The 15630-nt window shown below is 69.6% G+C and carries 13 protein-coding genes; 6 read left to right on the forward strand and 7 right to left on the reverse strand.

What is annotated here, in order from left to right; all coding sequences use genetic code 11:
- Positions 1-54: 54 nt before the first annotated feature.
- Both RISW2_RS09950 and RISW2_RS09955 read left to right on the forward strand, forming a co-directional pair.
- Positions 55-1416 (forward strand): NAD(P)/FAD-dependent oxidoreductase, encoded by a 1362-nt coding sequence (locus RISW2_RS09950; protein ID WP_156943816.1) that lies wholly within the window; start codon positions 55-57, stop codon positions 1414-1416.
- 131 nt (positions 1417-1547) lie between these two features.
- Positions 1548-3851, forward strand: a complete 2304-nt coding sequence (locus tag RISW2_RS09955; RefSeq protein ID WP_043769928.1) for an FdhF/YdeP family oxidoreductase — start codon at positions 1548-1550, stop codon at positions 3849-3851.
- Positions 3852-4095: 244 nt separating this feature from the next.
- Here the strand turns inward: RISW2_RS09955 and RISW2_RS09965 are convergent, their stop codons facing one another.
- The 5 genes from RISW2_RS09965 to RISW2_RS09985 all read right to left on the reverse strand — a co-directional run bounded on the left by RISW2_RS09965 (position 4096) and on the right by RISW2_RS09985 (position 8782).
- Positions 4096-5058 carry a D-2-hydroxyacid dehydrogenase family protein gene (locus tag RISW2_RS09965; RefSeq protein WP_043769934.1) on the reverse strand — a complete coding sequence of 321 codons (963 nt, stop codon included), beginning with the start codon at positions 5056-5058 and terminating at the stop codon, positions 4096-4098.
- Entirely contained in the window at positions 5055-5765 is a 711-nt protein-coding gene (locus RISW2_RS09970) for a 4-carboxy-4-hydroxy-2-oxoadipate aldolase/oxaloacetate decarboxylase (protein ID WP_043769937.1), read from the reverse strand. Before RISW2_RS09970 ends, RISW2_RS09965 begins: the two co-directional genes overlap by 4 nt.
- Positions 5762-7300 carry a tripartite tricarboxylate transporter permease gene (locus tag RISW2_RS09975; protein ID WP_051491917.1) on the reverse strand — a complete coding sequence of 513 codons (1539 nt, stop codon included), beginning with the start codon at positions 7298-7300 and terminating at the stop codon, positions 5762-5764. The genes RISW2_RS09970 and RISW2_RS09975 overlap by 4 nt, the downstream gene beginning before the upstream one ends.
- Positions 7300-7749, reverse strand: a complete 450-nt coding sequence (locus RISW2_RS09980) for a tripartite tricarboxylate transporter TctB family protein (RefSeq protein ID WP_043769941.1) — start codon at positions 7747-7749, stop codon at positions 7300-7302. Before RISW2_RS09980 ends, RISW2_RS09975 begins: the two co-directional genes overlap by 1 nt.
- Positions 7750-7816: 67 nt before the next feature.
- Positions 7817-8782, reverse strand: coding sequence for a Bug family tripartite tricarboxylate transporter substrate binding protein (locus RISW2_RS09985; RefSeq protein WP_043769944.1), 966 nt, complete (start codon positions 8780-8782; stop codon positions 7817-7819).
- Between the two features lie 164 nt (positions 8783-8946).
- On the opposite strand from RISW2_RS09985, the gene RISW2_RS09990 reads away from it, so the two are divergent.
- From RISW2_RS09990 to RISW2_RS10005, 4 genes are all read left to right on the forward strand, one after another.
- Complete coding sequence (locus RISW2_RS09990; protein WP_043769948.1) at positions 8947-9639, forward strand: FadR/GntR family transcriptional regulator; 693 nt, start codon at positions 8947-8949, stop codon at positions 9637-9639.
- Between the two features lie 64 nt (positions 9640-9703).
- Positions 9704-10375 carry an RraA family protein gene (locus RISW2_RS09995; RefSeq protein WP_043769951.1) on the forward strand — a complete coding sequence of 224 codons (672 nt, stop codon included), beginning with the start codon at positions 9704-9706 and terminating at the stop codon, positions 10373-10375.
- Between the two features lie 23 nt (positions 10376-10398).
- Positions 10399-11097, forward strand: a complete 699-nt coding sequence (locus RISW2_RS10000; RefSeq protein ID WP_043769954.1) for a fumarylacetoacetate hydrolase family protein — start codon at positions 10399-10401, stop codon at positions 11095-11097.
- 47 nt (positions 11098-11144) lie between these two features.
- Entirely contained in the window at positions 11145-11966 is an 822-nt protein-coding gene (locus RISW2_RS10005; RefSeq protein WP_043769955.1) for a sulfite exporter TauE/SafE family protein, read from the forward strand.
- 10 nt (positions 11967-11976) lie between these two features.
- Here RISW2_RS10005 and RISW2_RS10010 read toward each other — a convergent pair whose 3' ends face one another.
- Both RISW2_RS10010 and RISW2_RS10015 read right to left on the reverse strand, forming a co-directional pair.
- Positions 11977-12663: a GntR family transcriptional regulator gene (locus RISW2_RS10010; RefSeq protein ID WP_043769958.1), complete on the reverse strand. Its 687-nt coding sequence runs from the start codon at positions 12661-12663 to the stop codon at positions 11977-11979.
- Positions 12660-15566: an FAD-binding and (Fe-S)-binding domain-containing protein gene (locus RISW2_RS10015; RefSeq protein WP_043769961.1), complete on the reverse strand. Its 2907-nt coding sequence runs from the start codon at positions 15564-15566 to the stop codon at positions 12660-12662. Before RISW2_RS10015 ends, RISW2_RS10010 begins: the two co-directional genes overlap by 4 nt.
- Positions 15567-15630: the final 64 nt, after the last annotated feature.

Below are 15630 nucleotides of genomic sequence, written 5' to 3' on the forward strand. Positions count from 1 at the left end.
TGGACGGGAAACGGCCCGCGGACACGGACCGCGCGGCCAGATCGGAGCCAGGGAATGCACTCAGAACCAGCCGCAGGCGCCACCGAGCCCCGCCCCCGCATGTCCGACGTCGTCGTGATCGGGGCCGGATTTGCCGGACTCGAGGTCGCGAAGGGCCTCGGCCGCGCAGGCATCGCGACCACGGTCATCGACCGGCACAACCATCACCTGTTCCAGCCGCTGCTCTACCAGGTTGCGACCGCGGCCCTGTCCGCGACCGACGTGGCCGAGCCGATCCGGAAGATCCTGCGCCGGCAGAAATCGGTCAGCGTGCTCTTCGGCGAGGTGGCGCGGATCGACACCGCGGCGCGACAGGTGCACATGACCTGCGGCGAGCGCGTGAGCTACCGTCACCTCGTGCTGGCAAGCGGGGCGGAGCACGGCTATTTCGGACACGACGAATGGGCCCAGTGGGCGCCGGGCCTCAAGACGATCGAGGATGCGCGGCACATCCGCTCGCAGCTCCTGCTGACCTTCGAGCGCGCCGAGCGGACGACGGACGAGGCGGAACGCCGGCGCCTTCTCAGCATCGCGATCGTGGGCGGCGGCCCGACCGGGGTCGAGCTCGCCGGCTCGATCGCCGAACTCAGCCGCTACACGCTCGCGAGCGATTTCCGCAGCATCGAACCCACCGCCACCCGCATCACGCTGGTTGAGGCAGGGCCACGGCTCCTGTCGGGCTTCTCGACGGACATGTCCGACTACGCGCGCGCGCGGCTCGAGCGCCTCGGCGTCGAGGTGCGCACGAACGAGGCGGTCGAGGACGTGGGGCCGACCTCGGTCCGCATCGCCGGCGAGGATGTTCCGACCGGGCTGGTGATCTGGGCGGCGGGCGTCGCGGCATCGCCGCTCGCCCGGCAGCTCGGTCCGACCGATCGCGCCGGCCGCATCACGGTCGACGAGACGCTCGCGGTGCCGGGCACGGACGGCCTCTATGCCCTGGGCGATGTCGCGCATCTCGCGGACGCGGACGGGCGCCCCCTGCCCGGCCTCGCGCAGGTCGCCAAGCAGCAGGGCGTGCATCTCGGCCGGTCGCTGGCCGCGCACATCACGACGGGCGCGGCACCGACGCCCTTCCGCTACAATGGCCGCGGGAACACGGCGATCGTCGGCCGTCATGCGGCGGTCTTCGAACAGGGCCGTCTGAAGGTGAAGGGCTGGATCGCCTGGTTCGCCTGGGCGGTCATCCACGTCTATCTGCTGGTGGGTTTCCAGCACCGGTTCCTCGTGTCGATGCAGTGGCTCTGGCGCTACCTGACCTACGACCGCGGCGCACGGCTGATCGCCGGCGACTACGTCGAGACACCCGACCCGGCGGCACCGCCCGCACCGCGCGACCGGCAGCGCACGCCCACGCCCCCCGGCGTCGCGCGCTGAACTCCGACCAGCCGCCGCGGGAACATCGCCGGGGGGCGCCTGTTGCGGGGCCGGGCGGTCGCGGGGGCGCGCCGGGACCGCCTGCCGCGACTGCCGGTTGCGGCCGATGGACCAGCGCCAGGGAGGCAGACATGGTCAGGACACCGCAGCCGGGCACGCACAGCAGCACCGACCACGACCCCGACACCCCGCAATACGAGGCCGGCGCGGGCGGCTGGGGCTCGCTGAGGGGGGTCGCACGGATCTTCGCCGAGGCACGCAGCTCGCCCGAGGCGCTGCGCATCCTCGCGGGCCAGAACAAGCCCAAGGGCATGATGTGCACCTCCTGCGCCTGGGCGAAGCCCGCGAAACCGCACACCTTCGAGTTCTGCGAGAACGGCGCCAAGGCCACGCTCTGGGAGCTCGACCAGCGGCGCGCAGACGCGGAGTTCTGGCAGTCGCACACCCTTTCGGAGCTGCGCAGGCTGCACGACCACGACCTCGAGAAGGCCGGGCGGCTGACCGATCCCCTGCGCTACGATCCCGAAAGCGACCGTTACCTGCCGGTGAGCTGGGACGAGGCCTATGACGAGATCGGGCGCGAGCTCCGCGCGCTCGATCCGACCGAGGCGGTCTTTTACTCCTGCGGCCATGCGGGGCTCGAGGCCGCGTTCCTCTTCGCGCTTTTCGCCCGCGCGATGGGACACCAGAACCTGCCGCAATCCTCGAACATGTGCCACGAGACGACGTCGGTGAACCTGCTGAAATATCTCGGCAGCCCGGTCGGAACCTGCACGCTCGAGGATTTCGACCATTGCGACGCGATCTTCTTCTTCGGGCAGAACACCGGCAGCAGCAGCCCGCGGTTCCTGCACGTGCTGAAGGACGTGGTCGACCGCGGCGGCCGCATCGTGACCTTCAACCCCCTGCGCGAGCGCGGTCTGGTGGAATTCGTCGACCCGCAGAACCTTTCCCAGATGGCCACCGGCCGCTCCACCCCGATCTCCGAGGAGTATTACCAGGTGCGGCCCGGCGGCGACGTGGCGGTGATGGCGGGGCTGATGAAATGCGTGCTCGCGGCCGAGGACGCCGGACCCGGGACGGTGCTCGACCACGACTTCATCGCGACCGAGACCACGGGTTACGCCGAGGCCGAAGCGGCGGTGCGCGCCATGGACTGGGCCGACATCGAGCACCATTCCGGCCTGACGCGCGAGATGATCGAGCAGGCCGGCCGCATCTACCTGTCCTCGAACCGCGTCATCGGCATCTACGGCATGGGCCTGACCCAGCACGTGAACGGCTGGCTGAACCTCGGGATGCTGTGCAACCTGTTGCTCATGCGGGGCAATGTGGGCAAGCTCGGGGCCGGCGTGTCGCCGGTGCGGGGGCATTCCAACGTCCAGGGCCAGCGCACCGTCGGCGTGGGCGAGAAGTCGGCGCACATGCCGGCCGACAAGCTGCGCGAACTCTTCGGCATCGAGCCGCCGACCGACGACGGGCTCAACGCGGTGCACGCCTGCGAGGCGCTGCTCGAGGGCCGGATGAAGGCGCTGGTGACGCTCGGCGGAAACCTCGTGCGCGCCCTGCCCGACCGCACGCGGATGGAGGCCGCCTGGCCGCGGCTCCGCCTGACCGTGAACATCGCGACGAAGCCCAACCGCTCGCACCTCGTCCCCGGGCAGGTGGCGTATCTCCTGCCCTGCCTCGGGCGCACCGACCGCGACGTCCAGGAGACCGGCGCGCAAGCGGTGTCGATGGAGGATTCGCTGTCGAACATCTACGGCTCGATCGGGCCCGCGAAACCGCCGGGCGACAACGTGCGCTCCGAGGTGGCGATCGTGGCCGGGATCGCCAAGGCGACGCTGCCGCGGAACCCGAACCTGCGCTGGGACGACTGGACTGCCGATTATGGCCGGATCCGCGACCTGATCGCCGAGATGTTTCCCGACGATTTCGCGGATTTCAACGCGCGCATGTTCCAGCCCGGCGGCTTCTACAGGGGCAACAGCGCGCGCGACCGGGTCTGGAAGACCGAAAGCGGCAGGGCGGAGTTCACGACGCCCACGACCCTGACGGCGCTCGGCGAGACGCCGGACGGCCAGGACGTGATGACGCTGATCACGCTGCGCTCGAACGACCAGTTCAACACGACCATCTACGGTTTCTCCGACCGCCTGCGCGGGCTCGAGGGCGACCGCGACATCCTGCTGATCAACCGCGACGAGATGAGCCGGCTGGGTCTCGACGAGGGCCAGCCGGTCAGCCTCGTCTGCGCGATCGACGACGGCCACGAGCGCCGCGTGGACGACCTCAAGGTCACGCCCTACGACATCCCCGCGGGCTGCGTCGGGGGCTACTACCCCGAGCTGAACCCGCTGGTCCCGCTCGGCTACCACGAGAGGAACTCGCAGACACCCGCCTACCGCGGAACCCCGGTGCGGGTGGTACCCTGACCCTGACCCTGACCCTGCGCGCCGCGGCAGCGGTGAACCCCATGAGTATCAGGAGACCGTTGCCGAAAAGCAGCGCCAACCCGGATATCGCGATCACGGCCGGGTCGGCGATCGGCACCCGGCCGCCATGCGCCTTCCGCGCCTCCCTCGTGATCCATAGGCGCGCCTCCGCTCGGCGCTGGACGCCGCGGGACCACCGGGTTCTCGGCCGGCGCAAGACAACGCTGCCGGGCCCGGTGCCGGATCAGCCGAGGCGACGGATCGGCGCGCCGGCGCGCCACGCACGGACCGCTTCGGCCATCTGCGTATAGAACAGCCGGAAAGTCTGCTCGCTGGCGTAGCCCAGGTGCGGCGTCAGGAGGAGCCGTCCCTGCGCCATGAGCTCCGCGTCGCGCAGCGGGGCATTCGCAGGCAGCGGTTCGGTGTCGTAAACGTCGATCGCGGCGGCGTGGGGCCGGCCTGACCGCAACCCGTCGAGGAGCGCGCCGCAGTCGACGATGGGTCCGCGCGAGGTGTTGATGAAAGCGGCGCCCTCCTTCATCGCGGAGAAGTCGGACGCCCCGACGAGGCCCCGGGTCCGGTCGGACAGGACGAGGTGCAGCGAGACCACGTCCGACACGCTCATGAGTTCCTCGAGGCTCGCGCACCGGCGTGCGCCGTGTCCCGCCGCGTGTTCTTGCGTCAGATTCTCGGACCACGCGCAGAGCGTCATGCCGAAGGGCCGTGCCAGCGCGGCAACGCGCTGGCCGACCTTGCCGAGCCCGACGAGACCGAGCGTCAGCCCGTGCAGGTCGCGTCCGAACCCGGTCTGCCAGCCGCCGGCGGCCATGTTGCCAGCCTCGGGCACGATGCGGCGGCTGAGCGTCAGGATGGTCGCCATGACGAATTCGGCTGTCGTGGTGTTCCGCATCTCGGTCCCGCAGACGGTGATCCCGCGCGCCTCCGCGGTCTCGAGGTCGATGGAGAGATTGCGGTTGCCCGAGGTCACGATCAGCCTGAGATTGGGCAGTGCCCGCAGCACTTCGCCCGGCAGCGGCGTGCGCTCGCGCATCACGCAGAGCACCTCGAACGGTTCGAGCCGCGCGACAAGCGCGTCGCGGTCGGCAATCGTGTCACCGAAGACGGTCACCTCGCCCAGCCCCGACCAGTCGGCCCAGTCGGTGGCGACGCCGGCATAGTCGTCGAGGATCGCGATCCTGCCGCTCATTCCGGCGCCTCGCCGTCCCAGTCGACCGGGCCGTCGACGTAGCGAAGCCCTTTCGCCGCGAGCTTGTCCCGCAGGTTCAGAAAGTCGAGTGTGCGGCCGCCACGGGCGAGTTCGGCGCGCATGGCGTCCTCCTTCTCGACCCGCGCGCGGGAAGCGGCGAGCGTATCCGCCGCCCTGGACCGCGGAACCACGACGACGCCGTCGTCATCGCCCACGACCACGTCGCCCGGTACGATGCGCTGGCCGCAGCAGACCACCGGCACGTTCACCGCGCCAACCGTCTCCTTTACCGTGCCCTGCGCCGAGACCTCGCGCGCCCACGTCGGAAATCCCTGTTGCCGCAGAACCGACACGTCGCGCACGCCGCAATCGAGAATCACGCCCGCTCCGCCCCTGCGCCGCACGTATTCGGCAAGGATATCGCCGAAGAAGCCGTCATGGCTTTCGGACGTGGTGGCGACGACCAGCATGTCGCCCGGCTGCATGAGCTCGATCGCCACGTGCAGCATCCAGTTGTCGCCCGGCGCGCAGAGCGCGGTGACGGCAGAACCCGCCACCTGCGCGCCTGGCACCACGGCGCGCATCCTCGGGCCGAGCGCCCCGGTGCGGCCCTGTGCCTCGTGCACGGTCGCAGTGCCGGCGTCGCGCAGCCCGTCGATGACCTCTGCACTGGCGCGGCGGATCTCGCGGACGGCCACTCCCATCATTTCATGCTCTCCCTCATGGATTTGCTTGTCGTGGTCTCGTCCGCGGGCCGCTGCGGCCGTACGACTCCCCAGAGCACCCAGGCCAGCATCAGGACCGAGAGCCCGAGGAACGTCGCGCTGACGGGGCGTTCGAGAAAAATCATCGGATCGCCCCGGCTGAGCAGGAGCGAGCGGCGCAGGTTCTCCTCGAGCATGGGGCCGAGGATGAAGCCGAGCAGCAGCGGCGCGGCCTCAAAGCCGAGGCGCATGAGGACAAAGCCCACCGCCGACATGCCGGCCACCAGCAGGACGTCGAAGACCGACCGTTCGAGGCTGTAGACGCCCACGCAGATCAGCAGGATGATCGCCGGAAACAGAAGGCGGTAGGGGATCTGGAGGATCCGCACCCAGAGCTGGATCAGCGGAATGTTCAGGATCAGGAGCATCAGGTTCCCGATCAGGAAACTGACGACAAGGCCCCAGAAGAGATCCGGGCTTTCCGTGACGACGCGCGGTCCCGGCGCGATGCCGTGGATGAGGAGCGCGCCGAGCATCAGCGCCATGATCGCGTCGCCCGGGATCCCGAGCGTGAGCGTCGGGATGAAGGCCGACTGCGCCGCGGCGTTGTTCGCGCTCTCGGGCGCGGTGATTCCCGCGACATTGCCGGTGCCGAAGGTCTCGGGCCGACGCGACGCCCGTTTCTCGACCGCGTAGGCCATGAAGGACGCCATGGATCCGCCGCCCGTGCCGGGCAGGAGCCCGACGCCGGTGCCGACCGCCGCGCCCCGTACCAGCGGCCACGGCGTCTGCCGCCACTCGTCGCGCGTGGGCATCAGCGTGCCCCAGGTCACGGTCGTGCTCTTGCCGCCCGCCCCGAAGCCGTTGCCGACCGAGGCGATGACCTCGGTCACGCCGAAGAGCGCCATGGCGATCACGATGATGCTGACGCCGTCCATGAGTTCCGGCATCCCAAAGGTGAGGCGCATGGCGCCCGAGTTCACGTCGATGCCGACAAGCCCGATGATGAGGCCGAGCAGCATGCTCGCGAGCCCCATCGCCGGCTTGCCCTGGCTGATGGAGCCTGCCGCGACGAGGCCAAGCACCATCATCGAGAAGTAGTCGGCCGACTGGAAGTTCATGGCGATGCGTGCCAGCGGCGGCGCGAGAAAGATCAGGACGATGATCGCGACGCAGGAGCCGAAGAACGAGGCGATGGTGGTGATCATCAGGGCCGAGCCCGCCCGGCCCTTTTGCGCCATCGGGTAGCCGTCGAGGCAGATCACCGCCGAGGAGGCGGTACCGGGCAAGTTCAGCAGGATCGACGCGATCGATCCGCCGTATTGCGCGCCGTAGTAGATGCCCGCGAGCATCACCAGTGCGGCGGTGGCCGGCACGTGGAAGGTCAGCGGCATCAGGAGGGAGATCGCGGCAAGGTGGCCGATTCCCGGCAGCACGCCGACGATCATCCCGACGGACACGCCGACGAAGCAGTAGAAGAGGTTCTCGAGGGTGAGCGCCGTGACGAGGCCGAGCTCGAGGCTTTCGATCAGACCCATCAGAAGGTCCACGCGATGAACGGAACGGGCACGCCAAGAAGCCGCGCAAACAGCAGCCACACTGCCGGCACGAGCAGGGCGGCGAGGAGCCAGAGGCTGACGCCCGGCCGACCGCGCTGCGCCATTCCCGCAAGCAGGACGGTCACGACGCCCGCGGGACCGAGCCCCGTGCGTGGCAGGAGGAGGGCGAAGGCCAGGATCGCGAGCGGCATCACAACGAGAGGCCGCCACGGCACGTCCGGAAGCGCCTCGCGGTCCCGCAAGGCACCGAACAGGATGAGCACGCCCACGAACGCCATGAGGCCGCCGAGGACCACGGGGAAGAAGCCGGGTCCCATCTGGCGCGGGGTCCCCATGCCGTAATCCGAGGCCGCAATCGCGACACCTGCGCCGATGGCCATGGTCACGAGACCGGCAACGGCATCCTTCGAGCCCAGATAGCTTGTCATCGCGGTCCTCCCTCCCTGCCGCGGTTCCCGCCGGGGCGCAGGTTGCGCGCGCGCCCCGGCGGCGACGTCATTCGGCGGTGATGCCGGCGGCGTCGATGATGGTCGCGAATTGGCCGCGCAGGGTGTCGAGCATGGCCGCGAAGTCCTCCTGCGCCATGGGCGACACGATCGCGCCTCGCGCGCCGAAGGTCTCGGCCGCCTCGTCGGATTCGAGGAACGCCACCACGTCGGTGTGGATCTTCCCGACCACGTCCTCCGGCGTTCCGGTGGGCGCGAAAAGCCCGGCCCACTGGCCCGCGGCAACGTTCGGCACACCGCTCTCGATCAGCGTGGGAACGTCGGGATTCGACTCCACCCGCTCCTCGCGGGCGACGCCCAGGATGCGGATGTCGCCACTGTCGACGAACGGCCCCACCGAAGACAGCGCGAGCACGCCCACCTCGACCTCACCCGACGCGACCGCGGTCGCGGCCGGTGCGCCGCCGCGATAGGGAATGTGCACGACCTCGAGATCCATCTCGTAGCTGATCCATTCCGGCACGATGTGGTTGAGCGATCCGATGCCCGCGGAGCCGAAGCTCAGTTCGCCCGGCGCCGCCCGCGCCGCCTCGAAATAGTCGCCCACCGTCTCGAACGGGGTGCCGGAATGGGCGGCCAGCACCAGCGGCGTATCGGAGATCATGGTGATCGGGATGAAGTCCGCGGCAGGATCGTAAGGCACCTCGTCGAAAAGCGACGGGTTGATGACGTTGACGCCCATGTCGGCCACGAACAGGGTGTGGCCGTCGGGCTCGGCCTGCGCGACCGCAGTGGCGGCGATGAAGCCCGCACCGCCGGTGCGGTTGTCGACGATCACCTCCTGGCCCCATTCCTGTGTCATCGCCTCGGCCACGGTGCGCGCCGCGATGTCGGCAATGCCGCCCGGCGCGTAGGGCACGATGATGGTGACGGTCTGGCTCGGCCAGTCCTGGGCAAAGGCCGGCGTGGCCAGGCAGGCCGCGCCGACGGCGGCGGCGGAAAGCAGCTTGTTCATGTGATCCTCCCTAGATCTGTCGCCGATCTGCCCGCGGAGCCGGGTCCCGGGCTGACCCACGGAACATTGGTGCGACCAATCAGTGCAATTGGTCAAGATAATTCTTGTCCGCTCCGTCGATCGTCGGTATCGAGGATGGCAGATCAACCAACCAGCACGAACCCATGCCCCCGCACCACGCCGCCCTCGTCCAGCTCCGCGCGTTCCTCGCGCAGCCGCACATGACGCCGAACACCAAGCTGCCGCCGGAACGTGATCTCGCCGAACAAATCGGGGTCTCGCGCGGCGAGCTGCGCAAGGCGCTGTCGATCCTCGAGGGCGAAGGGCTCCTGTGGCGTCACGTCGGCAAGGGCACCTTCGTCGGCAGCGCGCAACCCTTCGAGATGGTCAGCCTCGGGGAGGTCGCGCGGATCTCGAGCCCGGCCGAGGTCATGCGCGCCCGCCTGGTCATCGAGCCGGCCCTCTGTTCCGAGGCGGCAGTGCACGCAAGGATGAGCGATGTCAGCGCCTTACGGAAGTGCGCGGCGGACAGCCGGGCGGCCCAGACCTGGCGGGAATACGAGGCCTGCGACAATCGCCTGCACAAGATCGTGGCGGACGCCGCGAACAACCCGATCACCTCCGCGCTCTACGACATGCTGGCGGGGATACGCCGGACCGTCGTCTGGGGCCGCCTGCGCCGCGACCGCGACTGCCCCGGCCCCGAACACCATTCCTTTGCCGAGCACGACGCCATCATCGACGCGATCGAACACCGCGATCCGGCCCTCGCCCATGCCGCAATGCTGCGGCACCTGGGATCGGTGGAGCGTCACCTCTTCGCCGCCGTCTACCGCGAGGGAGCGGAGCGGTCCTGACCTCGGGGTGGCGTGTGTCCGTCTCTTTAACCAATCATACCAATTTGCCGCAGGGAGAAAATGCATGTCGGATGCCCCCAGTCTGGAAGCCGAGGTTCTCGACCGCTACCGCCGCATCGGGACGTCGACGATCTCGGACGCGCTCGACCGGCTCGGCCTCAAAGGGGCCGTGGAAGGCCTGTCTCCCCTGCAGCCCCATTCGGACATCGCCGGCCAAGCCTTCACCGTGTCCTACCTGCCGGCCGGACCCGGCGGCGGCACGGTCGGCGATTTCCTCGACAGGCTCGGGCCGGGATCGGTGGTCGTGATCGACAACCGCGGGCGCACCGACTGCACCGTCTGGGGCAACATCATGACCGAGGTGGCCAAGGCGCAGGGCGTCGAGGGCACCGTGATCGACGGCGTGAACCGCGACCTGCGCGAGAGCCGCGAGGTCGACTACGCGATCTGGTCGCGGCGCGGCCACATGCGTACCGGCAAGGACCGCGTGGTGCTGAACGCGACCGGTGTGCCCGTCTGCCTCGACCGCGTGCGGGTCGATCCGGGCGACGTGATCCGCGCGGACGCGAACGGAGTCGTGGTCGTGCCGCTGGCGCGCGCCATGGACGTGCTCGCCGCCGCCGAGGAGATCGAGGCCAAGGAGGACGCCATCCTCACAGCGGTCCGCGACGGCATGCCGCTCGGCGAGGCGCGGCGGAAACATGGATACCACGCGCTGCAGACCCGCAGCACCTGAGACAAGAGAGGCAGGAGACCCAGATGAACGACACCGCAGCCTATGTCATACCCGCCCCCGAGGTGGCCAGCCTGCCGATCCGCGGCACCGACCGGCGCTTTCCCCTGCACCGTATCTACTGCGTCGGGCGCAACTACGCGGCGCATGCCGTCGAGATGGGGCACGACCCGGACAAGGAGCCGCCCTTCTTCTTCCAGAAAAGCCCGACATGCCTCGTCACAGACGGCGCGCCGATCCCCTACCCGACCGAAACCGCCGACTTCCACCACGAGATCGAGCTGGTCGTGGCCCTGTCCGAGGGTGGCAAGGATATCCCGGTCGAGAGCGCGCTCGACCACGTCTACGGCTACGGCGTGGGCCTCGACATGACGCGGCGCGACATCCAGTCCGAGCTCAAGAAGGCGAGCCGCCCCTGGTGCGCCGCGAAATCTTTCGAGGGCGCGGCCCCCTGCGGCGAAATCGTGCCCGCAGCCGAGATCGGTCATCCGGACCACGGCGCGATCTGGCTCGAGGTGAACGGCACCCGGCGGCAGGAAGGCGGCCTCGAGCAGATGATCTGGAAGATACCCGAGGTCATCGCATCGCTGTCGCGGCTCTTCGAACTGCGCCCGGGGGACCTGATCATGACCGGCACGCCCGCGGGCGTGGGGTCGCTGGTGTGCGGTGACGAGGTCCACGGCCACGTGGACAGCGTCGGGGACCTGACACTCAAGGTCGTCTGACAGACGCCGCGTGTCCACGCGCGCACCGGAACAGGACACTCACGGACTTGGAACTTTCCCCGGACCTTTTCGTGCTCGCGGCGATCCTCCTCGCCGCGGGCGCCCTGACCGGCATTCTGGCCGGTCTCTTCGGCGTGGGCGGCGGGGCGCTCATGGTGCCGGTGCTGTTTCAGGTGTTCGGCGCCCACGGCGTCGAGGACGAAGTGCGCATGCCGCTCGCGGTCGGAACCTCGCTCGCCGTGATCATCCCCACATCCCTGCGGTCGTGGCGCGGCCATCTCGGCAAGGGGGCGGTCGACACCGCGCTCCTGCGACGCTGGGCCGTGCCGATCGTCCTCGGCGTGATCGTCGGAGCGGCCATCGCGAGGTACGCGGACCCCGTCGTGATGATGTGCGTCTTCGTGCTGGTCGCGGGCGTCAACGCGGTCAAGCTGCTGAGCGGCTCGTCGCGCTGGAACGTCGCCGACGACCTGCCGTCGGGCTGGCTACTGCGGAGCTACGGCGCATTGATCGGGCTTGCCTCGTCGCTGATGGGGATCGGGGGCGGGCAGGTCGCCAATATCCTCATGTCGCTGCACGGGCGCACCATGCACCAGGCAGTCGCGACCTCGGCAGGCATCGGCGTGCTCGTCTCTGTACCGGGAGCGGCGGGCTACGTCCTGGCCGGCCTCGGCCGCGACGGGCTGCCGGCGGACGCGATCGGGTTCGTCTCCCTCCTCGGGGTCGCGCTCTTCGCGCCGACGACGGTCCTGACGGCGGGGCTCGGGGTGCGGCTTGCGCACCGCCTGTCCCGGCGACGGCTCGAGATCGCGTTCGGCCTTTTCCTGATCCTCGTCAGCGCGCGCTTCGTGTGGGAGATCGTCGCCTAGGGGCGCGGCCTCACCCTGCCTGGCCGTTGGCGATCAGCCATTCGCGGACGGTCTCGAGCTTGTTCTGCAGGTGCCGGCGCAGGATCGCGGCAAGTCCCGGGCCGTCGCGCGCCTCGAGCGTTGCCATGATCTCGGCATGCTCGTCCGTCGCCTGCTGCCAGCGTGCGTCGGTCATGTTGGCGACGAAGCGCGCGCGGCGGACCTGCGTGGCGAGCGAGCGGTACTGCACGGTCAGCGTCTCGTTGCGCGCGGCGGCAAGGATCGCCTCGTGGATCCGCTGGTTCAGGTCGAAATACTCGGCCAGGCGCCGGGCCTCGAAATGGCCCACCATCTCCTCGTGCAGGACGCGGATCGCGGCGAGCTCGGCATCGGTGATCTTGGCGCAGGCCAGTTCGCCCGACAGCGCCTCGAGCGCGCCCATGACCGGGAACACCTCCTCGAGATCGGCGACGGTGATCCGGCTCACCCAGGCGCCGCGGTTCGGCTCGAGCACAACGAGCCGGTCGAGCGCCAGCACCTTGAGCGCCTCGCGCAGCGGCGTGCGCGAGACGCCGAACATCTCGCAGAGCTCGCGTTCCGGCACCTTGGTGCCCTGCGGCAGCTCCCCGCTCACGATCAGCTCGCGCACCTTGTCCGCCAGTTCCTGGTGCAGGGACGTGCGGCGCAGGGCGGGGACGCCCTTGGTCTGTACGTTCATGCCGCGCCCTCCTTCGCTAGCGCCATGTCGAGCAGGCGGGCGACGTGGATCGCCTCGCGCGCCGTGCCGTCGGCGATCTGGTGCCGGCACGACGTGCCGTCCGCCACCACATAGGTTCCGGGCGCCGCCTTGCGAACGGCCGGAAAGAGGCTGAGCTCGCCCATCTCGCGCGACACCTTCTCGGTCTGCCTAGCATAGCCGAAGGATCCCGCCATGCCGCAACAACTCGATTCGATGGTCCGCACCTCGGTGTCGGGCAGCAGCGCCAGCGTCCGCTGAATCGCGGGCATGACGTCGTGCGCCTTCTGGTGGCAATGCCCGTGCAGCAGGATGCCCTCGGGCACCGGTCCGAGCGGCAGCGCCAGCGTGCCGGCGTCGGTCGCCTCGGCGATGAATTCCTCGAGCATCTTCGCGCGCTCGGCGACGCGGTCGGCGGCCTCGCCGGGGATCAGCGCCGGGATCTCGTCGCGCAGCGTCAGGAGGCACGAGGGCTCGAGCCCGACGATGGTGCGCCCCGCCTCCACATGCGGCAGGAGCGCGTCGAGCAGCCGCCGGCCGGTGGCGCGGGCGCGGTCGACGAGGCCGGTGGCGAGGTAGGTGCGCCCGCTGTCGAGCGGCCGCCGCTGCCCGTCCGAGGCCACCGCGACCCGCGCGCCGCCGGCGCGCAGGACGCGCACCGCCGCGCGCAGGTTCTCGGGCTCGAAATAGCGGTTGAAGATGTCGGCGAAGAGGATGACGTCGGGGTCCGCATCCTGCGCCTCGTCGTCGCGGAAGGGATTAGAGGACCAGTGCGGCAGCGGACGCGACGCGGCGAAGCCCGTCGGGCCTTCCATGAGCCGCGCGAGGACCGGCAGCCGGTTGCGCAGGTTCATGGCCCAGGACAGCCTCGAGGCCACGGGCGCGTAGTCCGGCATGTGCGCCACCAGCCGCTGGTGCAGCGACAGGCCCGTCTTCTGCGCCCGCGCGGCGAGCACCTCGATCTTCATCTTGGCCATGTCGACGCCGGTCGGGCATTCGCGCTTGCAGGCCTTGCACGAGACGCAGAGGCTCAGCGTCTCCATCATGGCGTCCGAGGTCAGCGCGTCCTGCCCCAGTTGCCCCGAGAGGGCGAGGCGCAGGGTGTTCGCCCGGCCGCGGGTCACGTCGCGCTCGTTGCGGGTGGCGCGGTAGGACGGGCACATGGCCCCGCCGGCGAGCTTGCGGCACGCGCCGTTGTTGTTGCACATCTCGACCGCGCCCTGGAATCCGCCGCCCGCGCCCGGATAGGCCGACCAGTCGAAGGCGGTCTTGAGCGGCGCGACGCTGTAATCCGGCGGGTAGCGGAAGAGCGTACGGTCGTCCATGCGCGGCGCCTCGACGATCTTGCCGGGGTTCAGGAGCCGGCCGGGATCGAAACTGTCCTTCACCTTGAGGAAGGCGGTCGTGATCTCGGTCCCGAACATCCGGTCGTGGAATTCCGACCGCACGATGCCGTCGCCGTGTTCGCCCGAATGCGACCCCTTGTAGCGCGCGACGAGGTCGAAGGCCTCCTCAGCGATGGCGCGCATCTTCTTCACGTCGGTGTCGAGCTTGAGGTTCAGCACTGGCCGCACGTGCAGGCAGCCCACCGAGGCATGGGCGTACCACGTGCCCCTGGTGCCGTGCTTCTCGAAGATCTCGGTCAGACCGGCGGTGTAGTCGGCGAGGTGCGGCAGGTCGACCGCGCAATCCTCGACGAAGGACACGGGCTTTCCCTCCTGCTTCATCGACATCATGATGTTGAGTCCGGACTTCCGCACCTCGGCGATCTGCGCCTGCAGCCGCTGGTCGGTCACCGGGACGACGCCGCCCCAGCCGCGGCCCTCGTGCGCCCAGTCGAACCCGAGTTCGGCCATCCGGTCCTCGAGCGCCGAAAGCCGCGCGGCGTTCGCCTCGGCGCTGCCCTCGTCGAACTCGACGAGCAGGAGCGCCGCGGGCTCGCCCCGGACGGCCCGCTCGATGGTCGGGCGGAACAGCGGGATCTGCCGCGAGAGCCCGATCATCGTGGCATCCACCAGCTCGACCGACAGCGGGTTCAGCGCCACGAGGTGCTGCGTGGCGTCCATCGCCTGGTAGAAGGTCGGGAAATGGCAGATGCCGAGTTGCTTTTCCCCGACGAGCGGCCAGAGCCGCAGCTCGATCGCGGTGAAATAGGCCAGCGTGCCCTCGGAACCCACGAGAAGGTGGGCGAGGTTCGGCAGCGCATGGGCCGGCGTGAGCGCGTCGAGGTTGTAGCCCCCGACGCGGCGGGTGAGCTTCGGGAACCGCGCCTCGATGAGGTCGGCATGCGCGTCCCCGAGCGCCAGCATGTCCGCGGCGGTCCGGGCGAAGGAATCGTTGCCGCGCAGCCCGTCGCGCGACACCGGCCCGAAATGCGCCGCCGTGCCGTCCGCGAGGATCGCGTCGATCGACAGCACGTTGTCGCGCATGGTGCCGTAGCGCAGCGACCGGCCGCCGCAGGAATTGTTCGCCGCCATGCCGCCGATGGTCGCCCGCGACGCGGTCGAGACGTCGACGGGAAACCAGAGCCCGTGCGGCTTCAGCGCGCGGTTCAGCTCGTCGAGCACGACGCCGGGCTCGACCACGCAGCGGCGGTTCTCCACGTCGATCTCGAGGATGCCGTTGAAATGGCGGGAATTGTCGAGGATGAGGCCGCTGTTCACCGTCTGGCCGCATTGCGACGTGCCGCCGCCCCGCCCCGTCACCGGCACGCCTGCCGCGCGCGCCGCCGCGAGCGCGACCTGGATGTCCTCGGCGGTGCGCGGCGCGGCCACGCCCGCCGGCATGATCTGGTAGAACGATGCGTCCGTCGAATACCGCCCGCGCGAGGCGGCGTCGAACAGGATGTCCCCCGAGAAGCCGTCCCTGAGCGCCTGTTCCAGCATTTCCGTTCCTCCTCGCGACTTCACTGTTGACTTACCGTTACTCGTTCGTAATACATAATTCAAA

Source organism: Roseivivax isoporae LMG 25204 (assembly GCF_000521865.1).
GTDB lineage: Bacteria > Pseudomonadota > Alphaproteobacteria > Rhodobacterales > Rhodobacteraceae > Roseivivax > Roseivivax isoporae.

What these genes read in the sequence shown, in the direction of transcription:
- RISW2_RS09950 (WP_156943816.1), top strand. Translation starts at nt 55, where the DNA reads ATGCACTCAGAACCAGCCGCAGGCGCCACCGAGCCCCGCCCCCGCATG.
- RISW2_RS09955 (WP_043769928.1), top strand. Translation starts at nt 1,548, where the DNA reads ATGGTCAGGACACCGCAGCCGGGCACGCACAGCAGCACCGACCACGAC.
- RISW2_RS09965 (WP_043769934.1), bottom strand. Translation starts at nt 5,058, where the DNA reads ATGAGCGGCAGGATCGCGATCCTCGACGACTATGCCGGCGTCGCCACC.
- RISW2_RS09970 (WP_043769937.1), bottom strand. Translation starts at nt 5,765, where the DNA reads ATGATGGGAGTGGCCGTCCGCGAGATCCGCCGCGCCAGTGCAGAGGTC.
- RISW2_RS09975 (WP_051491917.1), bottom strand. Translation starts at nt 7,300, where the DNA reads ATGGGTCTGATCGAAAGCCTCGAGCTCGGCCTCGTCACGGCGCTCACC.
- RISW2_RS09980 (WP_043769941.1), bottom strand. Translation starts at nt 7,749, where the DNA reads ATGACAAGCTATCTGGGCTCGAAGGATGCCGTTGCCGGTCTCGTGACC.
- RISW2_RS09985 (WP_043769944.1), bottom strand. Translation starts at nt 8,782, where the DNA reads ATGAACAAGCTGCTTTCCGCCGCCGCCGTCGGCGCGGCCTGCCTGGCC.
- RISW2_RS09990 (WP_043769948.1), top strand. Translation starts at nt 8,947, where the DNA reads ATGCCCCCGCACCACGCCGCCCTCGTCCAGCTCCGCGCGTTCCTCGCG.
- RISW2_RS09995 (WP_043769951.1), top strand. Translation starts at nt 9,704, where the DNA reads ATGTCGGATGCCCCCAGTCTGGAAGCCGAGGTTCTCGACCGCTACCGC.
- RISW2_RS10000 (WP_043769954.1), top strand. Translation starts at nt 10,399, where the DNA reads ATGAACGACACCGCAGCCTATGTCATACCCGCCCCCGAGGTGGCCAGC.
- RISW2_RS10010 (WP_043769958.1), bottom strand. Translation starts at nt 12,663, where the DNA reads ATGAACGTACAGACCAAGGGCGTCCCCGCCCTGCGCCGCACGTCCCTG.
- RISW2_RS10015 (WP_043769961.1), bottom strand. Translation starts at nt 15,566, where the DNA reads ATGCTGGAACAGGCGCTCAGGGACGGCTTCTCGGGGGACATCCTGTTC.